Annotated in this window: 22 protein-coding genes and 1 riboswitch; all 22 genes read right to left on the bottom strand. The window is 47.6% G+C overall.

Annotated features, from left to right (window positions below; all coding sequences use genetic code 11):
- Positions 1-16 precede the first annotated feature (16 nt).
- The 22 genes from SPSPH_RS07220 to SPSPH_RS07115 all read right to left on the bottom strand — a co-directional run bounded on the left by SPSPH_RS07220 (position 17) and on the right by SPSPH_RS07115 (position 23,557).
- The gene (locus SPSPH_RS07220; RefSeq protein WP_075754573.1) at positions 17-1,201 is read right to left on the bottom strand and encodes a CaiB/BaiF CoA transferase family protein; all 1,185 of its coding nucleotides are present in this window, start codon (positions 1,199-1,201) and stop codon (positions 17-19) included.
- 81 nt (positions 1,202-1,282) lie between these two features.
- Complete coding sequence (locus SPSPH_RS07215) at positions 1,283-2,632, bottom strand: SLC13 family permease (protein ID WP_075754571.1); 1,350 nt, start codon at positions 2,630-2,632, stop codon at positions 1,283-1,285.
- Between the two features lie 217 nt (positions 2,633-2,849).
- Positions 2,850-3,026, bottom strand: coding sequence for a hypothetical protein (locus tag SPSPH_RS07210; RefSeq protein ID WP_181382938.1), 177 nt, complete (start codon positions 3,024-3,026; stop codon positions 2,850-2,852).
- Positions 3,027-3,038: 12 nt separating this feature from the next.
- Positions 3,039-4,196 (bottom strand): sodium ion-translocating decarboxylase subunit beta, encoded by a 1,158-nt coding sequence (locus tag SPSPH_RS07205; protein WP_075754569.1) that lies wholly within the window; start codon positions 4,194-4,196, stop codon positions 3,039-3,041.
- Positions 4,197-4,404: 208 nt separating this feature from the next.
- On the bottom strand, positions 4,405-4,800 hold the full coding sequence (locus SPSPH_RS07200; protein WP_075754567.1) for a biotin/lipoyl-containing protein: 396 nt from the start codon (positions 4,798-4,800) through the stop codon (positions 4,405-4,407).
- A gap of 38 nt (positions 4,801-4,838) precedes the next feature.
- Positions 4,839-5,111, bottom strand: a complete 273-nt coding sequence (locus SPSPH_RS07195; RefSeq protein ID WP_075754565.1) for an OadG family transporter subunit — start codon at positions 5,109-5,111, stop codon at positions 4,839-4,841.
- Between the two features lie 45 nt (positions 5,112-5,156).
- Positions 5,157-6,686 carry a methylmalonyl-CoA decarboxylase subunit alpha gene (mmdA, locus tag SPSPH_RS07190; RefSeq protein WP_075754563.1) on the bottom strand — a complete coding sequence of 510 codons (1,530 nt, stop codon included), beginning with the start codon at positions 6,684-6,686 and terminating at the stop codon, positions 5,157-5,159.
- Positions 6,687-6,716: 30 nt separating this feature from the next.
- A complete protein-coding gene (mce, locus tag SPSPH_RS07185; protein WP_075754561.1) occupies positions 6,717-7,160 on the bottom strand; it encodes a methylmalonyl-CoA epimerase in 444 nt (147 codons plus the stop codon).
- A gap of 108 nt (positions 7,161-7,268) precedes the next feature.
- A complete protein-coding gene (meaB, locus tag SPSPH_RS07180) occupies positions 7,269-8,207 on the bottom strand; it encodes a methylmalonyl Co-A mutase-associated GTPase MeaB (RefSeq protein ID WP_075754559.1) in 939 nt (312 codons plus the stop codon).
- Between the two features lie 37 nt (positions 8,208-8,244).
- Positions 8,245-8,637 (bottom strand): cobalamin B12-binding domain-containing protein, encoded by a 393-nt coding sequence (locus SPSPH_RS07175; RefSeq protein ID WP_075754557.1) that lies wholly within the window; start codon positions 8,635-8,637, stop codon positions 8,245-8,247.
- Positions 8,638-8,659: 22 nt separating this feature from the next.
- A complete protein-coding gene (locus SPSPH_RS07170) occupies positions 8,660-10,279 on the bottom strand; it encodes an acyl-CoA mutase large subunit family protein (protein WP_373325913.1) in 1,620 nt (539 codons plus the stop codon).
- Between the two features lie 233 nt (positions 10,280-10,512).
- Positions 10,513-12,015 carry an acetyl-CoA hydrolase/transferase family protein gene (locus tag SPSPH_RS07165; RefSeq protein ID WP_075754553.1) on the bottom strand — a complete coding sequence of 501 codons (1,503 nt, stop codon included), beginning with the start codon at positions 12,013-12,015 and terminating at the stop codon, positions 10,513-10,515.
- A gap of 431 nt (positions 12,016-12,446) precedes the next feature.
- The gene (locus SPSPH_RS07160; protein WP_075754551.1) at positions 12,447-13,517 is read right to left on the bottom strand and encodes an ABC transporter ATP-binding protein; all 1,071 of its coding nucleotides are present in this window, start codon (positions 13,515-13,517) and stop codon (positions 12,447-12,449) included.
- 14 nt (positions 13,518-13,531) lie between these two features.
- Positions 13,532-14,191 carry an ABC transporter permease gene (locus tag SPSPH_RS07155; RefSeq protein WP_075754549.1) on the bottom strand — a complete coding sequence of 220 codons (660 nt, stop codon included), beginning with the start codon at positions 14,189-14,191 and terminating at the stop codon, positions 13,532-13,534.
- A 10-nt stretch (positions 14,192-14,201) separates the two neighbouring features.
- A complete protein-coding gene (locus SPSPH_RS07150) occupies positions 14,202-15,086 on the bottom strand; it encodes a substrate-binding domain-containing protein (protein ID WP_075754547.1) in 885 nt (294 codons plus the stop codon).
- 213 nt (positions 15,087-15,299) lie between these two features.
- Positions 15,300-15,418: riboswitch (molybdenum cofactor riboswitch) on the bottom strand.
- 73 nt (positions 15,419-15,491) lie between these two features.
- Positions 15,492-17,426, bottom strand: coding sequence for a molybdopterin biosynthesis protein (locus SPSPH_RS07145; protein WP_075754545.1), 1,935 nt, complete (start codon positions 17,424-17,426; stop codon positions 15,492-15,494).
- Between the two features lie 2 nt (positions 17,427-17,428).
- Entirely contained in the window at positions 17,429-18,670 is a 1,242-nt protein-coding gene (glp, locus tag SPSPH_RS07140; RefSeq protein WP_075754543.1) for a gephyrin-like molybdotransferase Glp, read from the bottom strand.
- 1 nt (position 18,671) lies between these two features.
- Complete coding sequence (locus SPSPH_RS07135) at positions 18,672-18,869, bottom strand: hypothetical protein (RefSeq protein WP_075754541.1); 198 nt, start codon at positions 18,867-18,869, stop codon at positions 18,672-18,674.
- A gap of 84 nt (positions 18,870-18,953) precedes the next feature.
- Entirely contained in the window at positions 18,954-19,277 is a 324-nt protein-coding gene (locus SPSPH_RS07130; protein WP_075754539.1) for a MoaD/ThiS family protein, read from the bottom strand.
- 91 nt (positions 19,278-19,368) lie between these two features.
- The gene (locus tag SPSPH_RS07125) at positions 19,369-21,363 is read right to left on the bottom strand and encodes a sigma-54-dependent Fis family transcriptional regulator (RefSeq protein WP_075754537.1); all 1,995 of its coding nucleotides are present in this window, start codon (positions 21,361-21,363) and stop codon (positions 19,369-19,371) included.
- A 52-nt stretch (positions 21,364-21,415) separates the two neighbouring features.
- Positions 21,416-21,652 carry a MoaD/ThiS family protein gene (locus tag SPSPH_RS07120; RefSeq protein ID WP_075754535.1) on the bottom strand — a complete coding sequence of 79 codons (237 nt, stop codon included), beginning with the start codon at positions 21,650-21,652 and terminating at the stop codon, positions 21,416-21,418.
- A 165-nt stretch (positions 21,653-21,817) separates the two neighbouring features.
- Positions 21,818-23,557 carry an aldehyde ferredoxin oxidoreductase C-terminal domain-containing protein gene (locus SPSPH_RS07115; RefSeq protein WP_075754533.1) on the bottom strand — a complete coding sequence of 580 codons (1,740 nt, stop codon included), beginning with the start codon at positions 23,555-23,557 and terminating at the stop codon, positions 21,818-21,820.
- Positions 23,558-23,656: the final 99 nt, after the last annotated feature.

The following is a 23,656-nucleotide window of genomic DNA, read 5'->3' as shown; positions in this document are numbered from 1 at the left end:
TCCGTGTGACATTGCTTTATATAACCTTATTCTCTCTCAGTTTGTTAATTTCCTGTACACTTAAGCCGAGAAATTCCTGTAAAATTTCTTCCGTGTGCTGTCCCAGGAGCGGCGCCGGTTGTTCCACAGCTCCGGGAGTATCTGACAATTTAATAGGTATTCCCGCCATTTTTACCATACCTGCAACCGGATGTTCAGTACCAACAAGCATATCTCGGGCAACAATCTGAGGGTTATTTACCACTCTATCCATGGTGTTAATCGGGCCGCACGGAATTCCCGCATCTTCCATCACCTGAAGCCATTCATCAACTGTCTTGTGTACAAAAGCAGCATCCAGCAAATCTTTTAATTGCCGCACATTTTGTGTCCTAATGGCATTGGTGGCAAAACGGGAATCTTGCGCCAATCCGGGTTGACCTATTACCTTACATAATTTTTCAAATAACTTATCATTACCTGCACCGACGATGAGCGAACCGTCTTTGGCGGTAAACGCCTCAAACGGGGCAATCGAAGGATGCCGGCTTCCCATCGGTCCTGGGGCGGTGCCTGTTACCATATATCTGGCTATGGCATTTTCCAAAACAGCCAGTTGACAGTCCAGCATTCCCACATCAATCATTTGTCCGTGCCCGCTTTTTTCCCGGTGGTATAAAGCCATTTCAATCCCAATTACAGTAAACAGACCGGCAATAATGTCACCGATAGAGGCGCCTACCCGGACAGGCGGTCCGCCTTCCGGCCCGGTAATGCTCATAATCCCTCCCATCGCCTGAACAATTACGTCATAGGCCGGTTTATTCCGGTAGGGACCTGTCTGACCAAAACCGGAGCAGGCAGCGTAAATGATGCGGGGATTAATTTCTTTTAAACTACTATAGCCAAGCTCAAACTTTTCCATAGTGCCCGGACGGTAATTCTCAACTACAATGTCGGCTTTTTTTACCATTTCCCGAAATAGGGCGCGGGCTGCCGGACTTTTTAAATTGAGTGTCATGGAACGCTTATTGCGGTTTAGGCTCATGAAATAGGCGCTCTCTTCACCGATAAAAGGACCAAAAGCCCTGGAATCGTCACCAACTCCGGGAGGCTCAATTTTAATAATTTCAGCCCCAAAGTCGGCCAGCATCATGCTGGCATATGGCCCTGCCAGTACTCTCGTTAAATCCAGCACAATCACATCCTGCAATGCCTTCATTCTACCATCCCCCTAATTACGTAAAATTTGCTGCAATTCATCGACAAAGCTGCTGCTATTCGGGAAAGGTCAATGAGAAAACTAAAAACCCAGTATGCCAAAGAATATATAGCAGACAATACCCCCAACCACCGACATGGCCAGTCCCCACATTAGAAGATTCCGGAACAATTTAGCCTTGTCTTCATGTTCACCCGCGCAGGCAATGCACAGCGCGCCGAGAGTAGAAAGAGGTGAGGTATCAACAAGGTGGGCGCCAATGTTAATTGAGGAGATAAGGGCGATGGGGTTACCGCCGCCAACTTCTTGGATCAAACCGGGCACCATGGGCAGGAACATCGGCATAACAACACCGGAAGAACTGGAATAAGCTGAGAGCAGACCGGTTACAAAACCAAGCACGCCATTAATAGTTGTCGGATTGGAAATAGCGCCAATCAGTTTTACCAGGGCATTCAGGCCACCGGCTTTATCCATAACTTCAATTAATACCGTGACCCCGCACACCATCATAATTACACCCCAGGGAATAACCTTGATGGCCGCCTTGCTGTCACCGGAACCGGTCAGCATGAGTACGCCGGCCAGGATAAAGGCGATGGTTCCCACATTAGCTAGAATGTTCATCATCGCCTGGGAAAATAAACCTTTAGTAGCAGGCAAACCGGGTAGGATAACCAGGAGAATAAGGATAAACACAGCTAAAAGGGTTAGTATTTGATGTTTATTGAACGGTTCAGGCCTGGGAGCCAGTTCATCAATATCCAGAGCCTGACCACGCTGCTTCTGAATCCAGGCCCAGCCACCCAGAACAAAGAAGCCGCCAATATTAACAAAACCCTGAGCTACTTCCGAGTTGAAATGAATCTTCCAGGCTAAACTGCTAAGCTGCTCGGCCGTAATGCCAAGTTCTGGCGCCATTTTAGCAATTATGCCATTGGAAATGATACCGGTGGGAGCAAAAGGTGAGAAGGCAGCGCCATTGGCAGCACCAACAACCAGCAATGTCATGAGCAAGGCCGGCATATTGATCCTGGTGGCAATTGCCATGGCTACAGGAGCCATCAATGCAGTACCGGCAATATTACCAGGTCCGATAGTAACAATAAAGGTTGTCAGCAAAAACACAATTAACGGCACAATGGCTGTATTGCCTTTACATAGGCGAACCGAATATGCCGTCAGTTTTTCCATGGTGCCGTTAGTCTGGGCCATGCCAAACAGAAAGGTTACCCCCACCAAAATCATGAATAAACCGGTTGGAAAATAGCCAAGCACTTTTGTGCCGATCGTGTCGCCCCAAAAGCCCCCAACAATTATGGCAAAAGCGATGCTAAGGAAACCTACATTAAGATCTTCGTTGACACAGCTGATAACGACAACAATAACCAGGGCAATTATTGACATTATTGCTGCTAGTGAAATATCCATTTACAATTCCTCCTACATCCTGAATGTGTTATAGTCTTATCTTCAAGCGTGAACCCGCATTTTTTATACTATTCCACAATTGCTTAAGTGTAATACCTCTTTGCCGGGATTTTGGGCAAAAATAATAAGACGGTGAAGCGTACACAGCTTCCCCGTCTTAGGTAATTCATATAGTATCATCCAATAGAAATTTATGGCAGGATGTTAAGCGTTATTCTTATTTTTCGTCTTCATCGTCTTCGTATTCATCATCATCATCTTCATCCTCTTCCACCGGTGCCGGAAATGCGGCATGAAGCGCCTTCGTAGCAAAAATGAAGACTCCAATAACCGCGAACATGGTTGGCAAAGCGACTGTCATCAGGGTAATTGCTTTTGAAGTTGCACTTTCCATCTATTTACCTCCCTATTTTGCCAATGCCGGAATCAGAGCAAGTACTAAGCCGCCGGCCACAACAGAAGCAACCTGTCCGGCTACGTTTACTCCGATAGCATGCTGTATGATGAAATTAGTAGGATCTTCTTTGAGTGCCATTTTAGCAATTACCCGGCCAGACATCGGGAAGGCCGAGATACCGCAAGCACCAATCATCGGATTAATCTTGGTCGGACTAATCAGGTTCAGCAGCTTGGCGAACAGTACGCCGCCAACAGTATCAAATACGAAGGCTACAGCACCCAAAGCCATGATCAGAAGAACGTCGAAAGTCAGGAAACGTTCGGCAGACATGGTACCGCCGATGGTAATACCAAGTACCAAGGTAACCAGATTCGCAAGCTCATTTTGAGCAGAGTTTGAAAGATTCTCTACTACACCACTTTCTTTCAGCAGGTTGCCAAACATCAGGCTGCCGATAAGAGCAACCGAGATGGGAGCAACGATACCGGCAATAAGCACAATCATGATCGGGAATAAAAACTTGGTTGTTTGCGAGACAGGTTCTTCCCCTTCAAACCCCATTTTCATTTTGCGCTCGCTCTCGGTAGTGATGGCTCTGATAACAGGCGGTTGAATTACCGGCACCAATGACATATAGCAATAGGCGGCAACCGATAAAGGTCCTAACAATTCCTGGGCAAATCGGCTGGCTACATAGATGGTTGTCGGACCGTCAGCAGCGCCAATAATACCGATAGACGCCGCATGTTCAAAAGAAAACCCTACCAAGGTTGCGCCAATTGCGGTGGCGAAAATACCGAATTGCGCGGCAGCCGCAAACAGCATGACCGAAGGGCGGCGAATGAGTGGCGTAAAGTCGCACATTGCGCCGATGGCAATAAAAATAAGTACAGGAAACAATTCATTGGCAATACCTGCGTTATAGAGAACAATGAGAAAACCTTGTTCTCCCGGTGCATTAGAGACAGCCGATGAATGCGGGATATTGGCCAGGACTGCACCAAAGCCAATCGGCAAAAGAAGCGTCGGTTCATAATCATGTTTTACTGCAAGATAAATGAGTAATGCGCCGACAGCCCACATAACCACATGCTTCCAGGAAAGACCAATGAAGCCCATGAGAAGTTCGTCGAGCCAAGGATATTGGTGAATCAATGCTTCCATGTGTGTTCAGTACCTCCTAATATATGTTTGTGAAAGAAGCGGCATCATTATAAGCTTTACATAACATTTCAGCGTTATGTAGTAGGAAATAGTGCGGCTTAAAGAGTACCGCACTATTTCTCTATTTGCTAAAAACACGATTATCGCCGGCCATTGATGTGACAAATAGCCTTACCTTAGAAAAACGCGGCTTGCTGTGAGAATAGGCTTAGCCAAGTACAGCCATAACCTCACCAGGTTTAACATTTTGACCGGCGGCTACGTTGACCGATTTAACAGTACCGTCGGACGGAGCGCCGATTTCGTTTTGCATTTTCATGGCTTCCAGAATAAGGATGACTTCACCCTTCTTAACCTGCTGTCCGGCTTTGGCCATGACTTTAGATACTTTGCCAGGCATCGGAGCCACTATCGGGGTATCACCGGCAGAAACCTGAGCCGGTGCAGGAGCAGCGGCCTTAGGTGCCGGAGCAGCAGGTGCGGCAGCCGGAGCTTGAGCAGCCGGAGCAGCGGTCGGACGAGGCTGAGCGGATGCAGCGGCGCCCACTTCTTCTACTTCTACCTCATAAGTATTGCCATTAACGGTTACATTAAATTTTTTCATTGTAACGGACCTCCATTCATTGATGGTGTTCTATTCACTTACGCAAATTGACGGCTATCCATAATCTTCTGCCGTCCGACATTTGCCCATTGATTGCCTGTGCGGGTAATCCTGACAGCCAGGTTGCCGGTTCCCATCATGGCATAGATGCTGGCAGTAATGGCGGCAATGACTTCGGGGCTAATGCCCTCTGCATCTACGGCCATTGAAGAGGCTATTGGCGATTCGGTTGCTGCCGCCGTTGGTTTTTTCTTCTTTTTCTTAGGCTTGGGCGGCTCAGGTTTTCCGAATATCGAATCTAAAAATCCCACGTTACTGTCCCCTTTCTTTCTGTTTCGAAGGTGTAAGCGAGAGAATTATAGCGGAATACTACCATGTTTTTTAGCCGGACGCTGTTCACGTTTGGTTGCCAGCATGTTGAGCGCAGTAATAATCCGTGGCCGGGTTTCTTTCGGTTCGATAACTTGGTCAACGAAACCGCGTTCTGCCGCTTTGTACGGAGTAGCGAAGTCTTCCACATATTTTGCTGTTTTCGCTTCCGCATCAGCATCACCACGGAAGATAATATTAGCCGCTCCTGCCGGCCCCATAACCGCAATCTCGGCGCTCGGCCAGGCCAAAACCTGATCGGCCCCTAAATCCTGGGAGCACATGGCCAGATAGGACCCGCCATAGGCTTTACGGGTAATAACGGTAATTTTAGGAACAGTAGCTTCCGAGTAAGCATACAGCATTTTAGCACCATGACGAATAATGCCGCCATATTCCTGATCAGTACCAGGCAAAAAGCCGGGAACATCAACAAGATTAACTAAAGGCAGGTTGAAAGCGTCACAGAAGCGAATAAACCGTGCCGATTTGTCCGAAGCGTTGATATCAAGGCAACCGGCCATATTGTTAGGCTGATTGGCGATAATACCTACCGGCTGACCGTCAAAACGGGCAAAGCAGGTAATGATATTTTGCGCATAATGAGCATGAACCTCATAGTACTCGCCATTATCGACAACCGATTTAATTACATCCTTCATGTTGTAGGGCTGATTCGGGTTATCCGGCAGCAGGGTATTAAGCCCCTCATCCATACGGTTAGGATCATCGCCTTTGTTGACAACCGGAGCCTCGTCCAAATTGTTGCTTGGCAGGAAGCTTAACAGATAACGAACCTGCTGCATGCAGTCATCATCATTTTCCGTGGCAAAATGCGCCACCCCGGAAGTCGAGTTATGGGTCATGGCACCGCCTAATTGCTCGGCCGTAACCTCTTCAGCCGTAACCGATTTAATGACCTGCGGGCCGGTAATAAACATTTGACTGGTATTTTTGACCATGTAAATGAAATCGGTCAAAGCCGGAGAATATACGGCACCGCCGGCGCAAGGTCCCATGATTACCGAAATTTGCGGGATTACACCTGAAGCCATGGTATTTTGATAGAAAATTTTCCCATAGCCGGATAAAGCATCCACCGCTTCCTGGATACGTGCACCGCCGGAATCATTAATGCCGATTAACGGGGCACCCATTTTGAGAGCCAGTTTTTGTACTTTTACAATTTTATTGGCATGCATTTCTCCCAGCGAACCACCAATAACGGTAAAGTCCTGGGCAAATACATATACTAAGCGGCCGTCAACCGTGCCATAGCCTGTCACTACGCCTTCGCCCGGAGATTCTATTGTTTCCATGCCAAAATTAGTGCAACGGTGGGTGACAAATTGATCCAGTTCAACAAAAGTTCCCGGATCTAATAATTTTTCCACACGCTCACGGGCAGTAAGCTTACCGCTGGCATGCTGTTTGTCAACACGCTTTTGCCCGCCGCCTAGTTTAACCTTTTCCTGGCGTTTTTTCAGATCGTCAATTTTTTCCTGGATTGTAGCCATTTAGAAAAACACCTCCATAACTCTTGGGGATTACTTGCGTTCAGACAATTCGAGTAAAATGCCGCCGGTTGCTTTTGGATGAATGAAAGCAATGCTGGCACCGCCGGCGCCATAGCGCGGCGCCTGGTCGATAAGGCGAACACCTTGCTCTTTAAGGTCCGCAAGAGCAGCCTCAATGTTGTCAACACGCAGGGCTACGTGTTGAATGCCTTCGCCGTTCTTTTCAATGAATTTAGCTACAGGACCATCCGGAGAAGTTGATTCTAACAATTCCACTTCACTGTCGCCGCAGGGAATAAAGCATACTTTTACCTTTTGCTCTTCCACAACTTCTTCACCCATAGCTGTCATGCCAAGCACTTCTGTGTAAAATTTCTTGGCTTGTTCCATGTCTTTTACTGCAATACCAATATGATCAACTTTGAGGACCTCGAATTTACGGGCGTTTACGCCTGATTTACACTCTTGGGACATTCGCAATACCTCCTGTTAAAATTTGATTGATATATCCAATCTTTCTCATAATACCATATTTTAATATCAGGTACTATATTTTCCTGTCAACTGCGTATTTTTTTTCTATCAGCGCAGCACTTGGCGCAATAAATCTGTAACTACGGTGTACGGGTCTTGCTCCCGCTTTTCGATGGCCGCCACTAACGAGTCGAAGGTACCGCCGGTGATAACGGTCTTAAGTATATACCGGCCGATTTGTTCATCCAGTAAAGCAATAAGTTCATTTTTCGTACGTTCTGTACGCCTGGCGGACAGCTGTCCTGATTGTTTCAGATGGCAAATATGCTCTTCAATGGTGGCAACAAGCTCGGTGATGCCTTCCCCTTTACTGGCTACCGTCCGTTTTACCGGCGGCCGCCATGCCAGCATGGTCTGATTTAAGTCCAGCATCATCTCAATTTCAGTATTTAACCGGTCTACGCCATCTCTGTCCGCTTTATTGATGGTAAATATGTCGGCAATTTCTAAAATACCGGCTTTAATCGCCTGAATATCATCACCCAGGCCTGGTACCAGCATTACCATGGTGGTATCGGCGGCTTTAACAATGTCGACTTCGGACTGGCCGACACCCACGGTCTCAATAAAAATAACATCCTTGCCTGAAGCATCTAATATTTTTACAGCTTCCGCGGTCTTGCGCGACAATCCCCCCAGACTGCCTCTTGTTCCCATGCTTCTAATGAATACCCCTTCATCCAGGGTTAGTTCATTCATCCGAATACGGTCACCTAAAATAGCGCCACCGGAAAAAGGGCTTGTTGGGTCAACGGCTATGATCCCCACGGTTTTTCCCTGACAGCGGTATTCTTTGGCCAATTTGTCAGTAAGGGTGCTTTTGCCGGCGCCAGGGGGGCCGGTAATGCCGATAACATGTGCATTACCGGTATGGGGATAGAGTTTTTTCATAATCTCGGCTGCTTCATCGTACTCATTTTCCACAGCGGTGATAGCGCGGGCCAGGGCTCGTTTGGAGCCGGCCAGCACCTCTTCTACGATATTCATTCCTATCACCTGTACATCTCACAAATGCGAGTGTTTATTATTTTACTGTAGTTTTGATAAATTCAACAATATTGGCTGTCGGGGTGCCTGGAGTAAATACTTCGGCCACACCGGCGGCTTTAAGTCCCGGAATGTCGGCATCGGGAATAACACCGCCGCCGATGATAAGTACATCGGACATGCCTTTTTGTCTGCACAGCTCGACAATGCGGGGGAAGAGGTGATTATGAGCGCCGGATAACAGGCTGATTGCCACCACATTTACGTCTTCTTGCAGTGATGCTTCCACAATTTGTTCCGGCGTCTGGCGAAGGCCAGTATAAATTACTTCAAATCCAGCATCACGGAGAGCGCGGGCTACGACTTTGGCGCCGCGGTCATGACCGTCCAAGCCAGGCTTTGCTACCAATACTCTAATACGTTTTTCCATCGTTGTCCCTCCTATTTTAGAGTTATAGGCTTACATGAGCTTCGTATTCGCCGAATACTTTGCGCATTACGCCGCAGATTTCTCCAAGAGTTGCATAGGCCTTAACAGCCTCAAGAATAAGCGGCATAAGATTAGTATTTTCATCTTTGCAGCCTGCTTCCAGTTTAGCAAGTGCAGCCGAAACGGCAGCATTGTCCCGGCGGGCGCGGAGGTCTGAGAGTTTTTTCTTCTGTAATTCACCAACAGAAGCATCCACACGTAAAAGACCTTCTACCGCCTTTTCTTCAATTTGGAACTGGTTAACGCCAACAATAACGCGCTGTTTATTTTCTACTTCCATTTGCCATTTGTAAGCGCTTTCCTGGATTTCACGCTGAATATAGCCTTTTTCAATAGCCACAACAGCGCCGCCCATATCATCAATTTTCTTAATGTAATCCCAGGCTTCCTGCTCGATTTGATTGGTCATCGCCTCGATGTAATACGAACCGGCCAGCGGATCAACCACATCGGCTAAACCACTTTCATAGGCCACAATTTGCTGGGTGCGCAGCGCGATACGTACCGAATCTTCGGTGGGCAAAGCCAGCGCTTCGTCTTTGGAATTGGTGTGCAGGGATTGGGTACCGCCAAGCACGGCTGCCGCTGTTTGCAAAGCAACGCGGACAATATTATTATCCGGTTGTTGCGCGGTAAGCATGGAGCCGGCTGTTTGTGTATGTACACGCAGCATCCAGGATTTGGGGCTCTGCGCACCAAAACGTTCTTTCATTACTTTGGCCCAGACCCGGCGCGAAGCGCGGAACTTAGCAACCTCTTCCAGTACATTGTTATGAGCATTCCAGAAGAAGGACAAGCGTCCGGCGAAATCGTCAACATTTAAACCGGCTTTAATGGCAGCATCAACATAGGCAATACCGTCGGCAATTGTGAAAGCGATTTCCTGGGAAGCTGTCGAACCGGCTTCCCGGATATGGTAACCGGAAATAGAGATGGTGTTCCAGTTAGGGACATGCTGTGAGCAATATTCAAAAATATTGGTGATAAGCCGCATAGAAGGCTTAGGCGGGAAAATATAAGTACCGCGGGCCGCATATTCTTTCAGAATGTCATTTTGGATAGTCCCATTGAGTTTGTCAGGGCTGACACCTTGTTTTTCAGCAACGGCAATGTACATAGCCAGCAGTACGGAAGCCGGGGCATTAATCGTCATGGATGTCGATACCTTGCCAAGGTCAATGCTGTCAAACAGGATTTCCATATCAGCCAGTGAGTCGATAGCAACACCCACTTTGCCGACTTCACCTTCAGCAATCGGATCATCCGAGTCATAACCAATCTGGGTCGGCAGGTCAAAGGCGCAGGATAAGCCGGTGCCGCCGGACTCTAACAGGTAGCGATACCGTTTGTTAGATTCTTCCGCAGTGGAAAAGCCGGCATACATACGCATGGTCCAGAAACGGCCGCGATACATAGTTGGCTGCACACCGCGGGTAAACGGATATTGTCCGGGGAAACCAATCTCTTGTTCATAGTCGGTGCCCTCAATATCAAGGGGAGTATAAAGCCTGTTGTAAGGTAAGTTTTTGCGTTCCGGAAATTTGGCCTGGGCTTTTTCTACCTTGCCGGTGTACTCGGCCATCTTTTCCTTCAGGCTAATTAGGTTAGCTGTGCACATCTTCTAAATTCCTCCTTTAGATATGTAGTTCTCTGATGCATCGGAAAGATTATTTTTTTCTGTATAAGTCAATTCTATTTATCCGATGACTGACGCTCTTAAGACTCTGCCGCCTCTGCACCTGGGTGTAAAAACGGCCAAGAGTCTGACCAGTTTACCTTCACCAGTAACTAACAACAGGTGCTGATAAATCTGCTTTATTTCATACTGCCTGTTTCCAGGAAGCGAGTATGCCAGGATAAAGCTTCATGTAAGAGATGCGGTGTATGCGCATAGCCGGTGGCTTTTTCAGCCCGCTCCAGATACTCGCGCAGCATTGGCTGATAATCAGGATGAGCGCAGTTGTCAATAATAACCCTGGCACGTTCCTTCGGACTTAAGCCACGGATGTCGGCAATGCCACGTTCGGTAATAAAGACATCAACATCATGTTCTGTATGATCAAAGTGTGAGCACATGGGAACAACGGAAGAAATACTGCCTTGTTTGGCAATTGAATTGGAGAAGAAGCAGGTTAAGTAGGCATTGCGTGCAAAATCGCCTGAACCGCCGATGCCGTTCATCATTTTGGTGCCCATAATATGAGTGGAATTGACATGACCATAGATGTCAAATTCAATGGCAGTATTCATGGCAATTACCCCAAGGCGCCGGGCGATTTCCGGGTTGTTGGCAATTTCCTGCGGCCGGAGAATAATTTTCTTGCGATATTCAGCAATATTATCATACAGGCGTTTTAAGCCATCCGGGGAAGGAGTGAGAGAAGTACCTGAGGCAATAATCAGCTTGCCGGCATCAATAAGATCAAACATGCCGTCTTGAACAACCTCAGTGTATACAGTAAGATTTTCAAAGTCAGAATCTGCCAGGCCGGCAATAACCGCGTTTGCGACCGAACCAACACCGGATTGTAAGGGCAGCAGATTGACCGGCATGCGGCCGGCTTTAATCTCGTGGTGTAAAAAATCAATAAGGTGACCAGTCATCGCCCTGGCATCATCATCAATGGCTGCCAGCGGACGAACGTCATCTTTGATATCACAGGGCACAATATAAGCTATTTTGTCAGGACCGCACGGAATATAAGGTGTGCCAATACGGTCACTGGCTTTGACCAGCGGTATCGGCTGACGGTTCGGAGGGTCAAGCGGCACATAGACGTCATGCATACCCTCAAGCTCAAGCGGCTGGCTGGTATTGATTTCCACTATGACAAAATCAGCACTTTGCACAAAGGATGCTGCATTACCGAGGGAAGTTGTTGGAACAATATGGCCTTCTTCGGTAATAGCGCAAGCTTCCACAATAGCCACATCCACCTTGCCGCCGAAAAATCCATAACGGGACATCTGCGCTACATGGCTTAAATGAAGGTCGGTATACTGAATAGCACCACTATTAATGGCTTTTCTGATGGTATCGTTAGTTTGGTAAGGAAGACGTTTGGCAATCCCTTTCGCTTCCGCCAAAGCCCCGTCAAGCTCTTTACCAACCGAAGCACCGGTCCATAAATTCACTTGAAAATGCTCTTGTTTCATTCTCGCTGCCAATGCCAGGGGTACCGCTTTGGGATAACCTGCAGGCGTAAACCCGCTGGCACCAATATTCATTCCTGGTTTAATGCTGTTAGCCGCCTCTTCGGCACTAACAATTTTTGCATATAAAGATTTGTTTCTAACCCGCTCTTTAATGTCAATCATTTACGCACCCTCCCCGCGAATGATATGTTACTAGCTAATTAAGAAAGTAATCACTGTTATTGTTAGGAAAACAACAAAAAATATTCTAAAAGTATTCGCCGTCCACAATAAAAAAGCACCCATGGGTTCATTTTGTATAAACAAAATAAGCCTAGGTGCGCGCTTATTAGCTATCCGTGACCGATAGGCAACAGACCATAAGAGCGGAGTTTTCGAATATACTTTCAATGCGTCCACATGGCTGGCTTGTCCGTATATTATAGACTTGGCTGTACATGAGATTATTTGCTATTATCTATTCTGCAAAAAAGCCTAAATTCCTGCTAATTTTTTCTAATAACAGTACGAATTTATTTATTTTCCCAACCGAAAGTCCAAATTTCCCTAAGAACCTAAAAAGAGGATAAAAGCAATAGAACAGGACAGCCTTGTTATACCAGTTGAACTTCCTCTGGATTAAAAGCCACCTCTACGTTGCTGCCCAGTGTCAGACCAATGGTCTGCTCCCGGGGTACCCGTACCAGCAGTGACAAACAACCGGTTTCAATCCTGATTTTATAAGCTCCAACACCTGGAATAATTCCGACCACCTTGCCTTTAGCCGTTATGAGCGGCTGACGGCGCAGCAGCGAGCTCTCATTGAGGATGTACAGGGCATCCCCCGGCAGGCAACAGGCCGTTGCCCGGGGCGGGGCCGGGGTATTATGCCTAAACTCAACACCACCAGGCAAACGCACCACCAGTTCCCGTCCGCAATGCTCCACTTGACACGGCAATATATTATCCATATCGACAAGGTTAGCGACAGTTGCAGTAGCCGGGCGGCGAAGCACAACTTCCGGGCAAGCATCTTGAATAATCCGGCCGCCTTCTAACACCACCACTCTGTCGGCAAAATAGAGCACATCATTAAAATTATGACTAACCAGTAATACCGTTAATTTATGTAATGTTGCTACCTGCTTTAAATCCGTCAGAATGGCTGTCCGTGAAGCCGTATCCAACGCGGCGAACGGTTCATCCAACAGTAGTAACTGCGGCTGAAAAACCAACGCCCGCGCTAGGCCAACCCGTTGCGCTTCACCGCCTGAAAGCTGGTTGGCCTGACGTTTGGCCAAGTGCTGACAGTGGAAGGTAGTAAGCGCTTCCCGTACCTGCTCTTCTATCTGTGCTGGAGAATAGCCGCGGAATTTTAAAGGCAAGGCCACGTTATCATATACCGTGCCATTAACCAGCAGCGTCTCCTGAAACATCATCGAGCTATAGCGGCGGGCAGTTTCCGGACCGCTTTTAGCAGCATCCCGGCCAAACAGGGTAAGCATTCCCTGCTGATAGGGCAGCAGCAGGTTGATTACCTGCAGCAGCGTACTCTTCCCGGCACCATTGGCACCAGACACTGCCACCAGTTCCCCTGCGCCGATAACCAGATTTTCAATATCCAGCACCGGCTGCCGGTTACGGTATACCTTAATTTTGTCTAATTCGATAATGGTTTCTTCCATAATTCCCCGCCTTGCTATCTTGCAGTCCGGTTTTGCAAATAAGTTAAAGCGGCAACAATACCGTATGCCACAACCAACAAAATAAAACTAAGCGCCAAAGCGGTGTCATAATTACCTTTACCCACTTCCATGACCGTAGCGGTAGTCAGCACCCTGGTCTGGCCCTTGATGTTACCTCCTACCATCATGGAAGCTCCCACTTCCGATACTACGCCGCCAAACCCGGCCATAACAGCAGCCAGTAACCCCAGTTTCGCCTGACGGATCAAGAGTATATTAGCCTGCCATTTGGAAGCCCCAAGTGATAAGAGCTGCAAGCGTAATTTCGGGTTCAGACTGCCAATAGCGGCAAACGATAATCCGGCAACAATCGGACTGGCAATAACAGCTTGGGCGATAATCATCGCCCAAGACGTATACATAATTCCCAGCATCCCCAGCGGTCCATACCGCCAGAGCATTAAACTAACCACCAATCCCACGACAACCGGCGGCAGCCCCATGCCAAAATTGACCACGCTGACAATAATTTTTTTCCCGGGAAACTCGTTAAGTGCCAGCCATAACCCCAGCGGTATTCCCAGGATAATGCTTATTATGGTAGCTATCCCTGACACTTTGATCGTCAGCAGGGCAACCGCCAGAATCTCTGGGTCTTGCCAGATATTATCCATAATTTAAGGCCTATATTCCAAAATCTTTTTCGGTTTTACCGCCGTCAGCAGTAAATAAAGCCTGTCCATATTTGTCTTTCCCAAAAGTACTGATGATGCTCTGGCCCTCATTTGACAACAAGAAGTCAGCAAAGGCTTTAGCACCTTCTTTGTTTACTTTATCGAATTTTTCAGGGTTAACTTCCATTACATGATAAATGTTGAGCAATTTTGCGTCGCCCTCAACCAGAATTTGGGCGGTAATGTTTTTTGCTTGGGATAAATAGGTAGCCCGGTCGGCAATGGTGTAGCCTTTTTTCTCATCGGCAATTTTAAGAGTTTGCCCCATACCGGCACCCGCTTCCTGATACCAGGCATTACCTTGCGGCTTAATGGCAGCGGCTTTCCATAAATTCAGTTCAAGCTTATGGGTACCGGAATCATCACCCCGTGATACAAAGGGTGCCTTACCTGTGCTAATGGCTTTTAACGTATCGATAACTGATTTGCCTTTAATGGCCGCCGGATCTTCTCCAGGACCAACAATAATGAAGTCGTTATGCATTACCAGGCGGCGATTAATAGCCGCACCACTATCCACTACTTTTTTCTCAGCATCCGGAGCATGTACTAATAATACGTCAGCTTCGCCTTTTTGTCCCATTGCCAGGGCTTGGCCTGTACCAACAGAAATGGTTTTAATTACATAGCCTGTTTTCTTCTCAAAAGCCGGAATGATTACATCCAGCAAGCCACTATCCTGGGTACTGGTAGTAGTAGCCAGAATAACTTCCGGTTTGGCCGGTTTTGCCGGACTTTGTGCCTGCTGATCCGGAGCTTTCTGACAGGCTGTCAAGGCGAAAGTCATGAGAATGATCATCATGACGCCAATCAAATTTAGTACTTTTCTTTGCATACCATACCTCTCCCTTTTCCTATTCATTAGTCTAGCGCTAAAACTGCCGTTCCTGTACATTCACCTGCCTTTAATTTTTCATAAAGAAAACACGGCTTGCGACGCGCCTTAACGCGGCGCAAGTCAATGTTGCCCTTATCTTGTTCTTAAGAAAGCTATACTTTCTGTTGGAAATTAAAAAACAGCATTGCGAAAGATAAAGCAATGCCGTTTTTGGCGGTGTAAGCTTCTTCTTTTCACAAGGAAGGCGCTCCAGTTTCCTGGAATACCCTATCGGTCAGCTATCTTAGCTTTTCAGCCTTAGATTCACAGACTCGAAGAAAATATTTATTATTAAAGTCATTAAATTGTGCCATACAGGCCTGTTTCACTGCTTAGTAGCAAGCGACCATAGCCAGGAACCATTCACATCTTTAGCAGCACCGTACCGGCTTCTGCCAGATCATAACCGCCCAGGCGTTCCACTTCCTGCCGGAAAGCAGGTGTCTGTAAAATGGTAATAATTGTTTCGGCCGTAATATCGCCAGGCGGGAAGTTCAATAAGATATCGTAGCATTCGTGGGATATCGGAATAAATTCTAAACCCAAAGCCGTCGCCGCCGCCCGGATACCCAGGCCGGTATCGGCGGCACCGGCCGTAATGGTTGCCGCTACCGCCATGTGGGTGCTGACCTCTTTTTCGTAGCCTGTAATATGCTCCACCCGTAATCCTGTTCGAGGCACTAAATGATCTAAGAGCATTCTGGTGCCTGAACCGCGCTGTCTATTTACATAGGTGATATCTTCTCTCCCCAGCTCCTCCAGGGTCTTAATATTTTTGGGATTGCCCGGCAGCACCATCAATCCCTGCTCGCGGCGCGCCAGCCGTACTAGCTGCCAGTTTCCTTTTGTCAAATACTTATTAACAAAAGGAATATTATACTCGCCGGTCTTATCGTCAAGCATGTGAATACCGGCAATATGAGCTTCATTGTTCCTTACGGCCATTATGCCGCCCATACTGCCCACGTTAGCGGCCGACAGCAGTTTGCCGCTCCGGCGGTTTAAAAATACGCCTAAAATATCCAGTGCCAGATCATGACTGCCGACAGCCAGTACTGTTTCCGACTGCTGCCGGTTAAGCATGTTTATCTGTACCATAGCGCCGGCCGGAAGCCCGGTACTGCGTTCACTCACCACCAGAACACCTTGCGCTTTGATGAGTGAAGAAATGATTCCTGCACCGCGGCTTAGCGGCGCAGCCACCGTTTTCCCTTGAATTGTCCCTACAGATACCCGTACAAACTCCTCAACGCCAACATGCGAGGACAGTTGTCGTGCCAGTACCGCCGGAACCTGCTGCGCCGCCGGGATCGGCAGACGCTGCCGCTCATAGAGCACATCTTTCACAAACAATTCGGCAGTCAGCATGGCCGATACCGGATACCCTGGCAGACCAATTACCGGCTTTCCCTGGCAGAAAGCCAGGATCACCGGCTTGCCAGGTTTGATGGCTACCCCATGAACCAGCACTTCACCAAGTTCAGCGAAAATGCGGGAAGTGAAATCCTCAGTTCCCGCTGAAGTGCCGGCATTGGTAATAACCATATCACTGGTTGCCAGACTGGCAATAACCGCTTGCTTGATTTGCTCATAATTATCTGGCACAATTTCATGACGTATAGCGTCCCCGCCCCACTGAGTAACTGCCGCACACAACATATGGGAATTAACATCCAGGATTGCGCCAGGTTTTAAGTCGTGTGAACGTGCTACAAGCTCAGTACCTGTAGGAATAACGGTAACTTTTGGCTTTGCCACCACTTCAACGGTTTCCAGTCCGGCAGACAACAGGGCGGCAATATCAGCCGGCCTGATTACCTGGTGCTCCGGCAATACCATCTCATTGGCGACAATATCTTCACCGATGATGCGGACATGCTGCCATGGTGCCGCAGCAGCAATAATTTCGGCAGACGCATTTTCTATATGTACATCTTCAATCATAATGACTGAATTAGTCTCTGCCGGCATCAAATCACCGGTATCAATTATATAGCATCCTCCCGGTACAAAAGGTTCATGACTTTTCAGTAACTTCAGGCGCATCGGGGTAGTTTCTGTTGCGCCAAACGTATCCTGCGCCCTGACAGCAATACCATCCATGGCAGAGCCATTATAATGCGGCACCGATTGTTTGGCATAGGTACACCCGGCAGTAACGCGCCCCAAGGCTTGTTCAACCGGCAGTGTCTCGGTCGGCAAATCAGTAAAATAACCGGCCGACATCAGCGTATTCTGCCATAATTCCCAGCTTTTTTCTCTGGGCAGACACTCTAAATATGCTTTTCCTGTGCGCATGACTATGCCTCCCTCATGACTTCGACAAGGACCACATCGCCGGCGTAAAGCCCGCTGCTGTCAGCAGGCACATGCACAACCCCGTCTGCCTGAGTCATAACACTGATAAGTCCGGATTTCCCCAACACAGGTTCAGCCCGGTATTCTCCAGCTTGCCAAATCAGCTTTACCCGCAAAAAGTCGTCGCGCCCGGGAGCGGATGCACAGTTACGGGTCAGTCTTGCCGGAATCCTCCAGCCTGCTTTACATGACCCAGAGCCCTGTAGTCTGCTGACCAACGGCATAACTACCATTTGGCATATAGTCATTGCTGCCACCGGATGTCCCGGCAGTCCAAATACCGGCACATGGTCAATTAAACCGAAGATGGTCGGCTTGCCCGGTCTAACCGCCAGCCCGTGAAATATGACCTTGTTCCGGCCAAGTTCCTCAATGACCTGCACCGTATGGTCTCTAGCCCCGACCGAACTGCCGCCGGAAACCAGTACCAACTGGTTTTCGCCGGCTGCTTTGCCGATTGCTGCCAACAGATCCGCATAGTTGTCTTTGGTAATTCCATAACGCGTAACCTGGCAATCGGCTGCTGTCAGCATCGCCGCCAGCGTATATGAATTAATATCGCGTACCTGCCCATTTTCAGGTACGGCAATAACATCGACAACTTCATCGCCTGTTGAAATAATTCCTACCGTTAATCGCCGGCGCACCTTTACCCTGGCAATGCCACAGGCTGCCAGCGCGCCAATTTCAGCAGCAGTCAGCCTGGTGCCGGCAGCGACAAAAACCGTACCGGGTTTTATATCTTCCCCTTTGGCCACCATATTTTCCCCCGGTGCAATCGGCTTGGCTACCAGTAAGGTTTCTTGATCTGACTGCTCGGCATGCTCAAGCATAACCACACCATCTGCACCGGCAGGCAACATACCGCCGGTCGGAACAATTACCGCCTGGCCTGAGACAATGGTATAATCGGCAGACTGGCCCATAAATACTTCGCCAATAATGTCCAGCATTACCGGCGCTCCTTCACCGGCACTGAAAGTATCGCGGCTAAGTACCGCATAACCGTCAACCGTGGAGCGGTTAAATGGCGGCAAATGATCAGCGGCGGCAATATCTTCGGCAACAATCCGTCCCAATGCCTCGATAAGCTCAGTTTCCTCAACAGCCGTTGTACATTCCGGCAATACATTGTTAATCAGCGTTTGTGCCTTAGCTAAAGAAATGCAATCAAAAAATTCCATGTCAGTCTCCTTTATTGACTCCGAAACAGCCCAACTGACAGGCAATAATTTTTACTTTAGCCGCATCTGCGGCCCTTCCGACAGTAATAGGCGGTACGCCTTGGCTATTAGCCAACGCTATAGCTTCCGCACAGGTTAGACGGCCGTCTTTGGCAAGTTCCTGTACTTTCTGTTTAATGGATTCGTCAATTTGCTTCATGGCTGCCTCCTGTAATGCTGTTATCTCCTATACACTTTGCCATTTGTTTAACAATTCCTGCAATACTATCTGCTTACATTTCAATTATTTTCTAACAAAATTAAATTTGTTTTTCTGGTTTTTGGCATAAAATCCTAAAGCCATCCGGTATGGACCCGGACAGCCTGGAGGCACGAAAGCCACTCTGTCACCTGGTTGAATAGCATAATCCAGAGACTGCGCAAAACCGTTGACAAAAACTATTTCAATTTCATCCAGGGGTATCCCCAGTTTTTCCGCCAGTTGAGTGCCTGTAGTTGGCTCCTCAAGTTCCATAATCAATGGGATAGGCCAGTTTTTCTCTTTAAAAAATTTATACAAATGAAGAAATCCCCGTATCTCAATAGTTCTCCCAGCTTGTTCCGACATGGCTATCCTCCTTAAGTCCTACCTTTATCTTCCATTTTACTACATGATAATAAATAGGTACAGGCAAATATAAACTAGGCTGGTTTATTGACTAGTTTTTAATAGCATACAATCGCATCTTCTTATATAGAGTATTTCGGGATATTCCCAATTCTTTAGCTGCCCGGCTAACATTTCCGGCAAATGCATCAAGCTTGGCAATTATCCTATTTCTCTCGGCAAAGCCGGCCATCTTTTGCCTTTGTTCCCTGGTAAAAATCACTTCATTTACTTGTGGTGCCGCTATTTTCATCAGTGAAGACTGTGCATAAAGTACTTCAGGCAAAAGCTCCACGGTAATAACTTTATTCTCAGCCAAACAGGCCGCATGCTCGACCACGTTTTGTAACTCCCGTACATTGCCAGGCCAGTAATATCTATGTAAATAGGTCATAACTTCGGACTCCACCGCAAATGTACACCCCTGTGCACGGCTTACCCTTTCTAAAAAATGGTCAAACAGCAGTTGTATATCTTCGCGGCGCTCCCGCAGCGGCGGAATAAGGATTGACAACACATGTAAGCGATAATACAGGTCAAGACGAAAGGTTCCTTTGTTTACTTCTTCCAGCAGATTCTTGTTTGTAGCACAAATCAGGCGAATGTCAATCGGAATTATCTTATCACTGCCGATGCGCGTCACTTTTCTTTCTTGTATCACTCGCAGTAAGGCGGTCTGCTGTTCGGGAGGCATGTCACCAATTTCGTCAAAAAAAAGAGTTCCACCAGACGCCAGCTCGAACTTCCCCGGTTTACCACCACGTTTCGCCCCCGTAAAAGCCCCTTCATCATAACCAAATAACTCACTGCCAATCAGTTCCCGGGGAATGGCGCCGCAATTGACAGCCACAAATGGTCCGTTATGCCTGTCACTATGGTTGTGAATAGCCTGAGCAAAGATTTCTTTACCTGTACCACTTTCACCAGTAAGCAATACATTGGCTGCCGTATTCGCGGCCCGTGTGGCAACATGCACAGCTTCACGGATTTGAAAGCTTTCCCCAATAATATCGCTGAACTGCAACACTGCGGCATCACCACTAGAACGCTGTGCCATATGCTTCAGTTGTTTGATAGGCCTGAGAACAATAATGCCGCCAGCCAGCACGTCTTGCTCATTAAATACAGGCTCCCGGGAAGCTGCAAAATGCCGGCTACCCCCGTGGGCATCCACTATGATTTCGACCTGATGATAACTTTTACTGGAAGTTAGAATCTCCCCTGACTTACCATCAAATAACTGCCTAAGTTCTGTCCCGATTATATGTTGCTCCGGCTTTCCAAGCATAGCCCGGCCTGCAGGATTTATTTCAATTACTGCCTCATGGTTATCAACAATAAGTACACCATCAGAAACGGTATTTTTTAAACTGGCCATCCTTTTGTTAATCAATGCGATTTCACAATTCTTTTGACTCATGCTTAGCTGGGCAGTAACAGCGTCGGCAATAACCGTTACAATTCCCAATGCATGTAAATGCGACGCATGAAAGGCGTAGGATATATTTAGAACACCGGTAATTTGTCCATCACAATCATAAATTGAGGCCGCCGAGCAGCTAAAAGCATGAATTTTTTTGCAATAATGTTCTGCACCCGATACCTGAAGCGACTCTCGCAGCTTGATCACTGTTCCTATGGCATTAGTCCCTACCGTTTCTTCCTTCCAGCTAACCCCGGGATAAAAGTATTTCGTCATCGGATTCTGCCGGGTATCTTCGTCACATACCATTGCAAGAATACAGCCATTTTCGTCAGTTAATACAACAATAAAGCCAGAGCCTTTAAAAAATTCATAAAGTCTGGACATAAAGGGTTTTGCTGCCTCAATCAGTTTTTCCTTTCTTTTTAAAACCTCACTAAGGCTCAAATCATCCAACCAGTGGTGAATGTTATCATCATAAGGATCTATCCCCTCATGATAACACCTGGCCCATGACTCAATAATTTGCTGACGGGCTTTGCATGTATAGGGGTTACCTGTACTTAGGAATTTTTCCCATTCATGATAAACAGGGTCCTTCATCGGCAAAGAAATTATCGTCATGCAACCCTCCCCCTTTTCTTAGCAGGTATTCGCTCTATGCTGCGCCGAACGCCTAACCGCCACCCACTGGCGGAAATAAGCCCACCCGGTCACCCTCATGTACCGGCTTGTCAAACTCGCATCCAATACCATTAATCATAATCAGATGAATCTCTGCCGGATCAATGTTAATTTTTCTCACCACATCCAACACCGTGCTACCGTCAGGCACCACTACCGTTATTACTCCATTCGGGCTTGCTGGCGTATAACGCCTTAATGTAGCATATAAACGCACTTCCAATATCATAAAAAATCCTCCCGTAGTTATGCAAACATTTTAAGCTTGTCTGTCGCAGGTATTCCTTGAAAACAAGAACATTAAACCGTTTGGTTCACCATAATCCAATGGTTCGAACCATTTTGGGTATCAGTTGTAAAAAGCCGGGCTAAAAGCCCGGCTTTTTATAGTTTCCTAGAAATTGAAGACTTCGTCGATTTCTTCAGGTGCGAAGTCCCAGACAGCATTATGCGGCGGGCATGGCTCATATTCAAAGAATTCAGGCAAACGGTCATGAGCGTTTGTAAAACCGGCTGCTGCATTAAAGGCTCTCTCCGCTTTAAGAATTGATTTGCCGAGAGCAGTTACGTCGTCGGCAGTCAGCGATAGATCATAGCGGGCATTAATCATATCAACCAGCGCGTTAAAGCCCTCCGGAATATCCAGAATAGCGAAGGCAATAAAGAGACACATACCTGTACTATCAACAGCAGCGGTGGCAATCTGCAGGTTACGGGAAAGTTCAATTTGTCCTTCCTTCACAAGCGGGTCCACATAACCACCAACTTTTAGAATGTTGGTAGCAATACAGTAACCAGATGTATGATCGGCTCCCATCGGCGTAGTGGCATATGTCAGACCGATACCTTTTATAGCCCGCGGATCATATGCCGGGATAGCCTGATCTTTAACAACCGGGGTGCGGAATAGACCGCAAACCTTGCCGACAATAGCCGTACCGCCACCAAGTATCCGGCCAAGCGGAGTGGGAATGGCAATTTGCTTGACAGCATCCAAGGCAGCCTTGCCGTCACCCCATGGCAGTAAACCTCCTTCAATAGCAGTGGCTATGGCAACGGAAACGTCGATCGAATCTACACCGACATCGTCCATAGCACGGTCAAGGTAGGCGATGTCATCCATATCTTGAATGCCGGCGTCAGCACCCAGGGCCCATACGGTTTCATACTCAAAACCACTGGTAATGTATTTGCCGTTCTTGTCCGGATACCACTGTGAACAACGGATAATACACCCGGTATGGCAACCGTGGGAAACTTTGCCCTCGCCGCCACGCTCACTGATCGTGGCATTCAGAGTTTCACCAGAAATTTTGTCATTCCAGTCGATACGACCGGCAGTGAAATTCTTAGCAGGCAAACCGCCGGCTTCATTTATGATATTAATCAATACATCGGTACCATACGCCGGCAATGCCTGACCGGTAACCGGATGACTCGTCAAAGCCTTGGCAAATACTTTAGCTGCTGCCTTGAACTCCTCAGGTTTCGCGATGGTAACGCCAGGTGCGCCGGTATCATCAATTACAACAGCCTTTACCTTCTTTGAGCCCAGCACCGCACCCAAACCGCCACGACCGGCACTACGAATATTGCCTTCAGGATCTTTAAAGGAAATATTAGCGGTAGGCAACCGATATTCACCAGCCGGACCTGCCAGCGCGATGCCAGCTTTGGCACCATATTTTTCATTTAGAACTTTAATAGCTTCATAGTTTCCACAACCACCGAGGATTTCAGCCGGCGCCTCGTCTATGCTTACACCCTGCATGTCAACCTTGAGTATATAAAACTTGTCTTCTGCCGGCATTCCTTCAATAACAAGTGCTTTAATACCCATTTTGGCCATTTTCTGTGAGAAGCTGCCGCCACTGTTACTTTCCTTGATGGTACCGGTCAACGGACTTTTGGCCCCTACCGAAATGCGTCCCGACTGGGCAGCATAAGTGCCGCTAAGGAAACCAGGAGCAAAAATCAGCTTGTTGTTTTTCCCCAGAGCATGACATGTCGGCTTAACTTCATCGTTAACAAAGTTTGAAGTAAGCGCACGGCCTGCCAGACCTGCATATTTCGCTGGGGTCTCACTCATTGTGACTTCCTTGGTCGTCATGTTTACCCGGATAAAATTATTCATAAAAAAACCACCCTCCTTAATAATTTGACACATAAAAAAAGAGGCGCTAAAAATATTTTAGTACCTCTTCCTTTGCACATTGGCGGGCACGATAATTGC

It is taken from the genome of Sporomusa sphaeroides DSM 2875 (assembly GCF_001941975.2).
In the GTDB taxonomy this organism is placed as follows: domain Bacteria; phylum Bacillota; class Negativicutes; order Sporomusales; family Sporomusaceae; genus Sporomusa; species Sporomusa sphaeroides.
The sequence above is the reverse complement of the archived record's forward strand: the minus strand, read 5'-3'. Positions and strand labels throughout refer to the sequence as shown.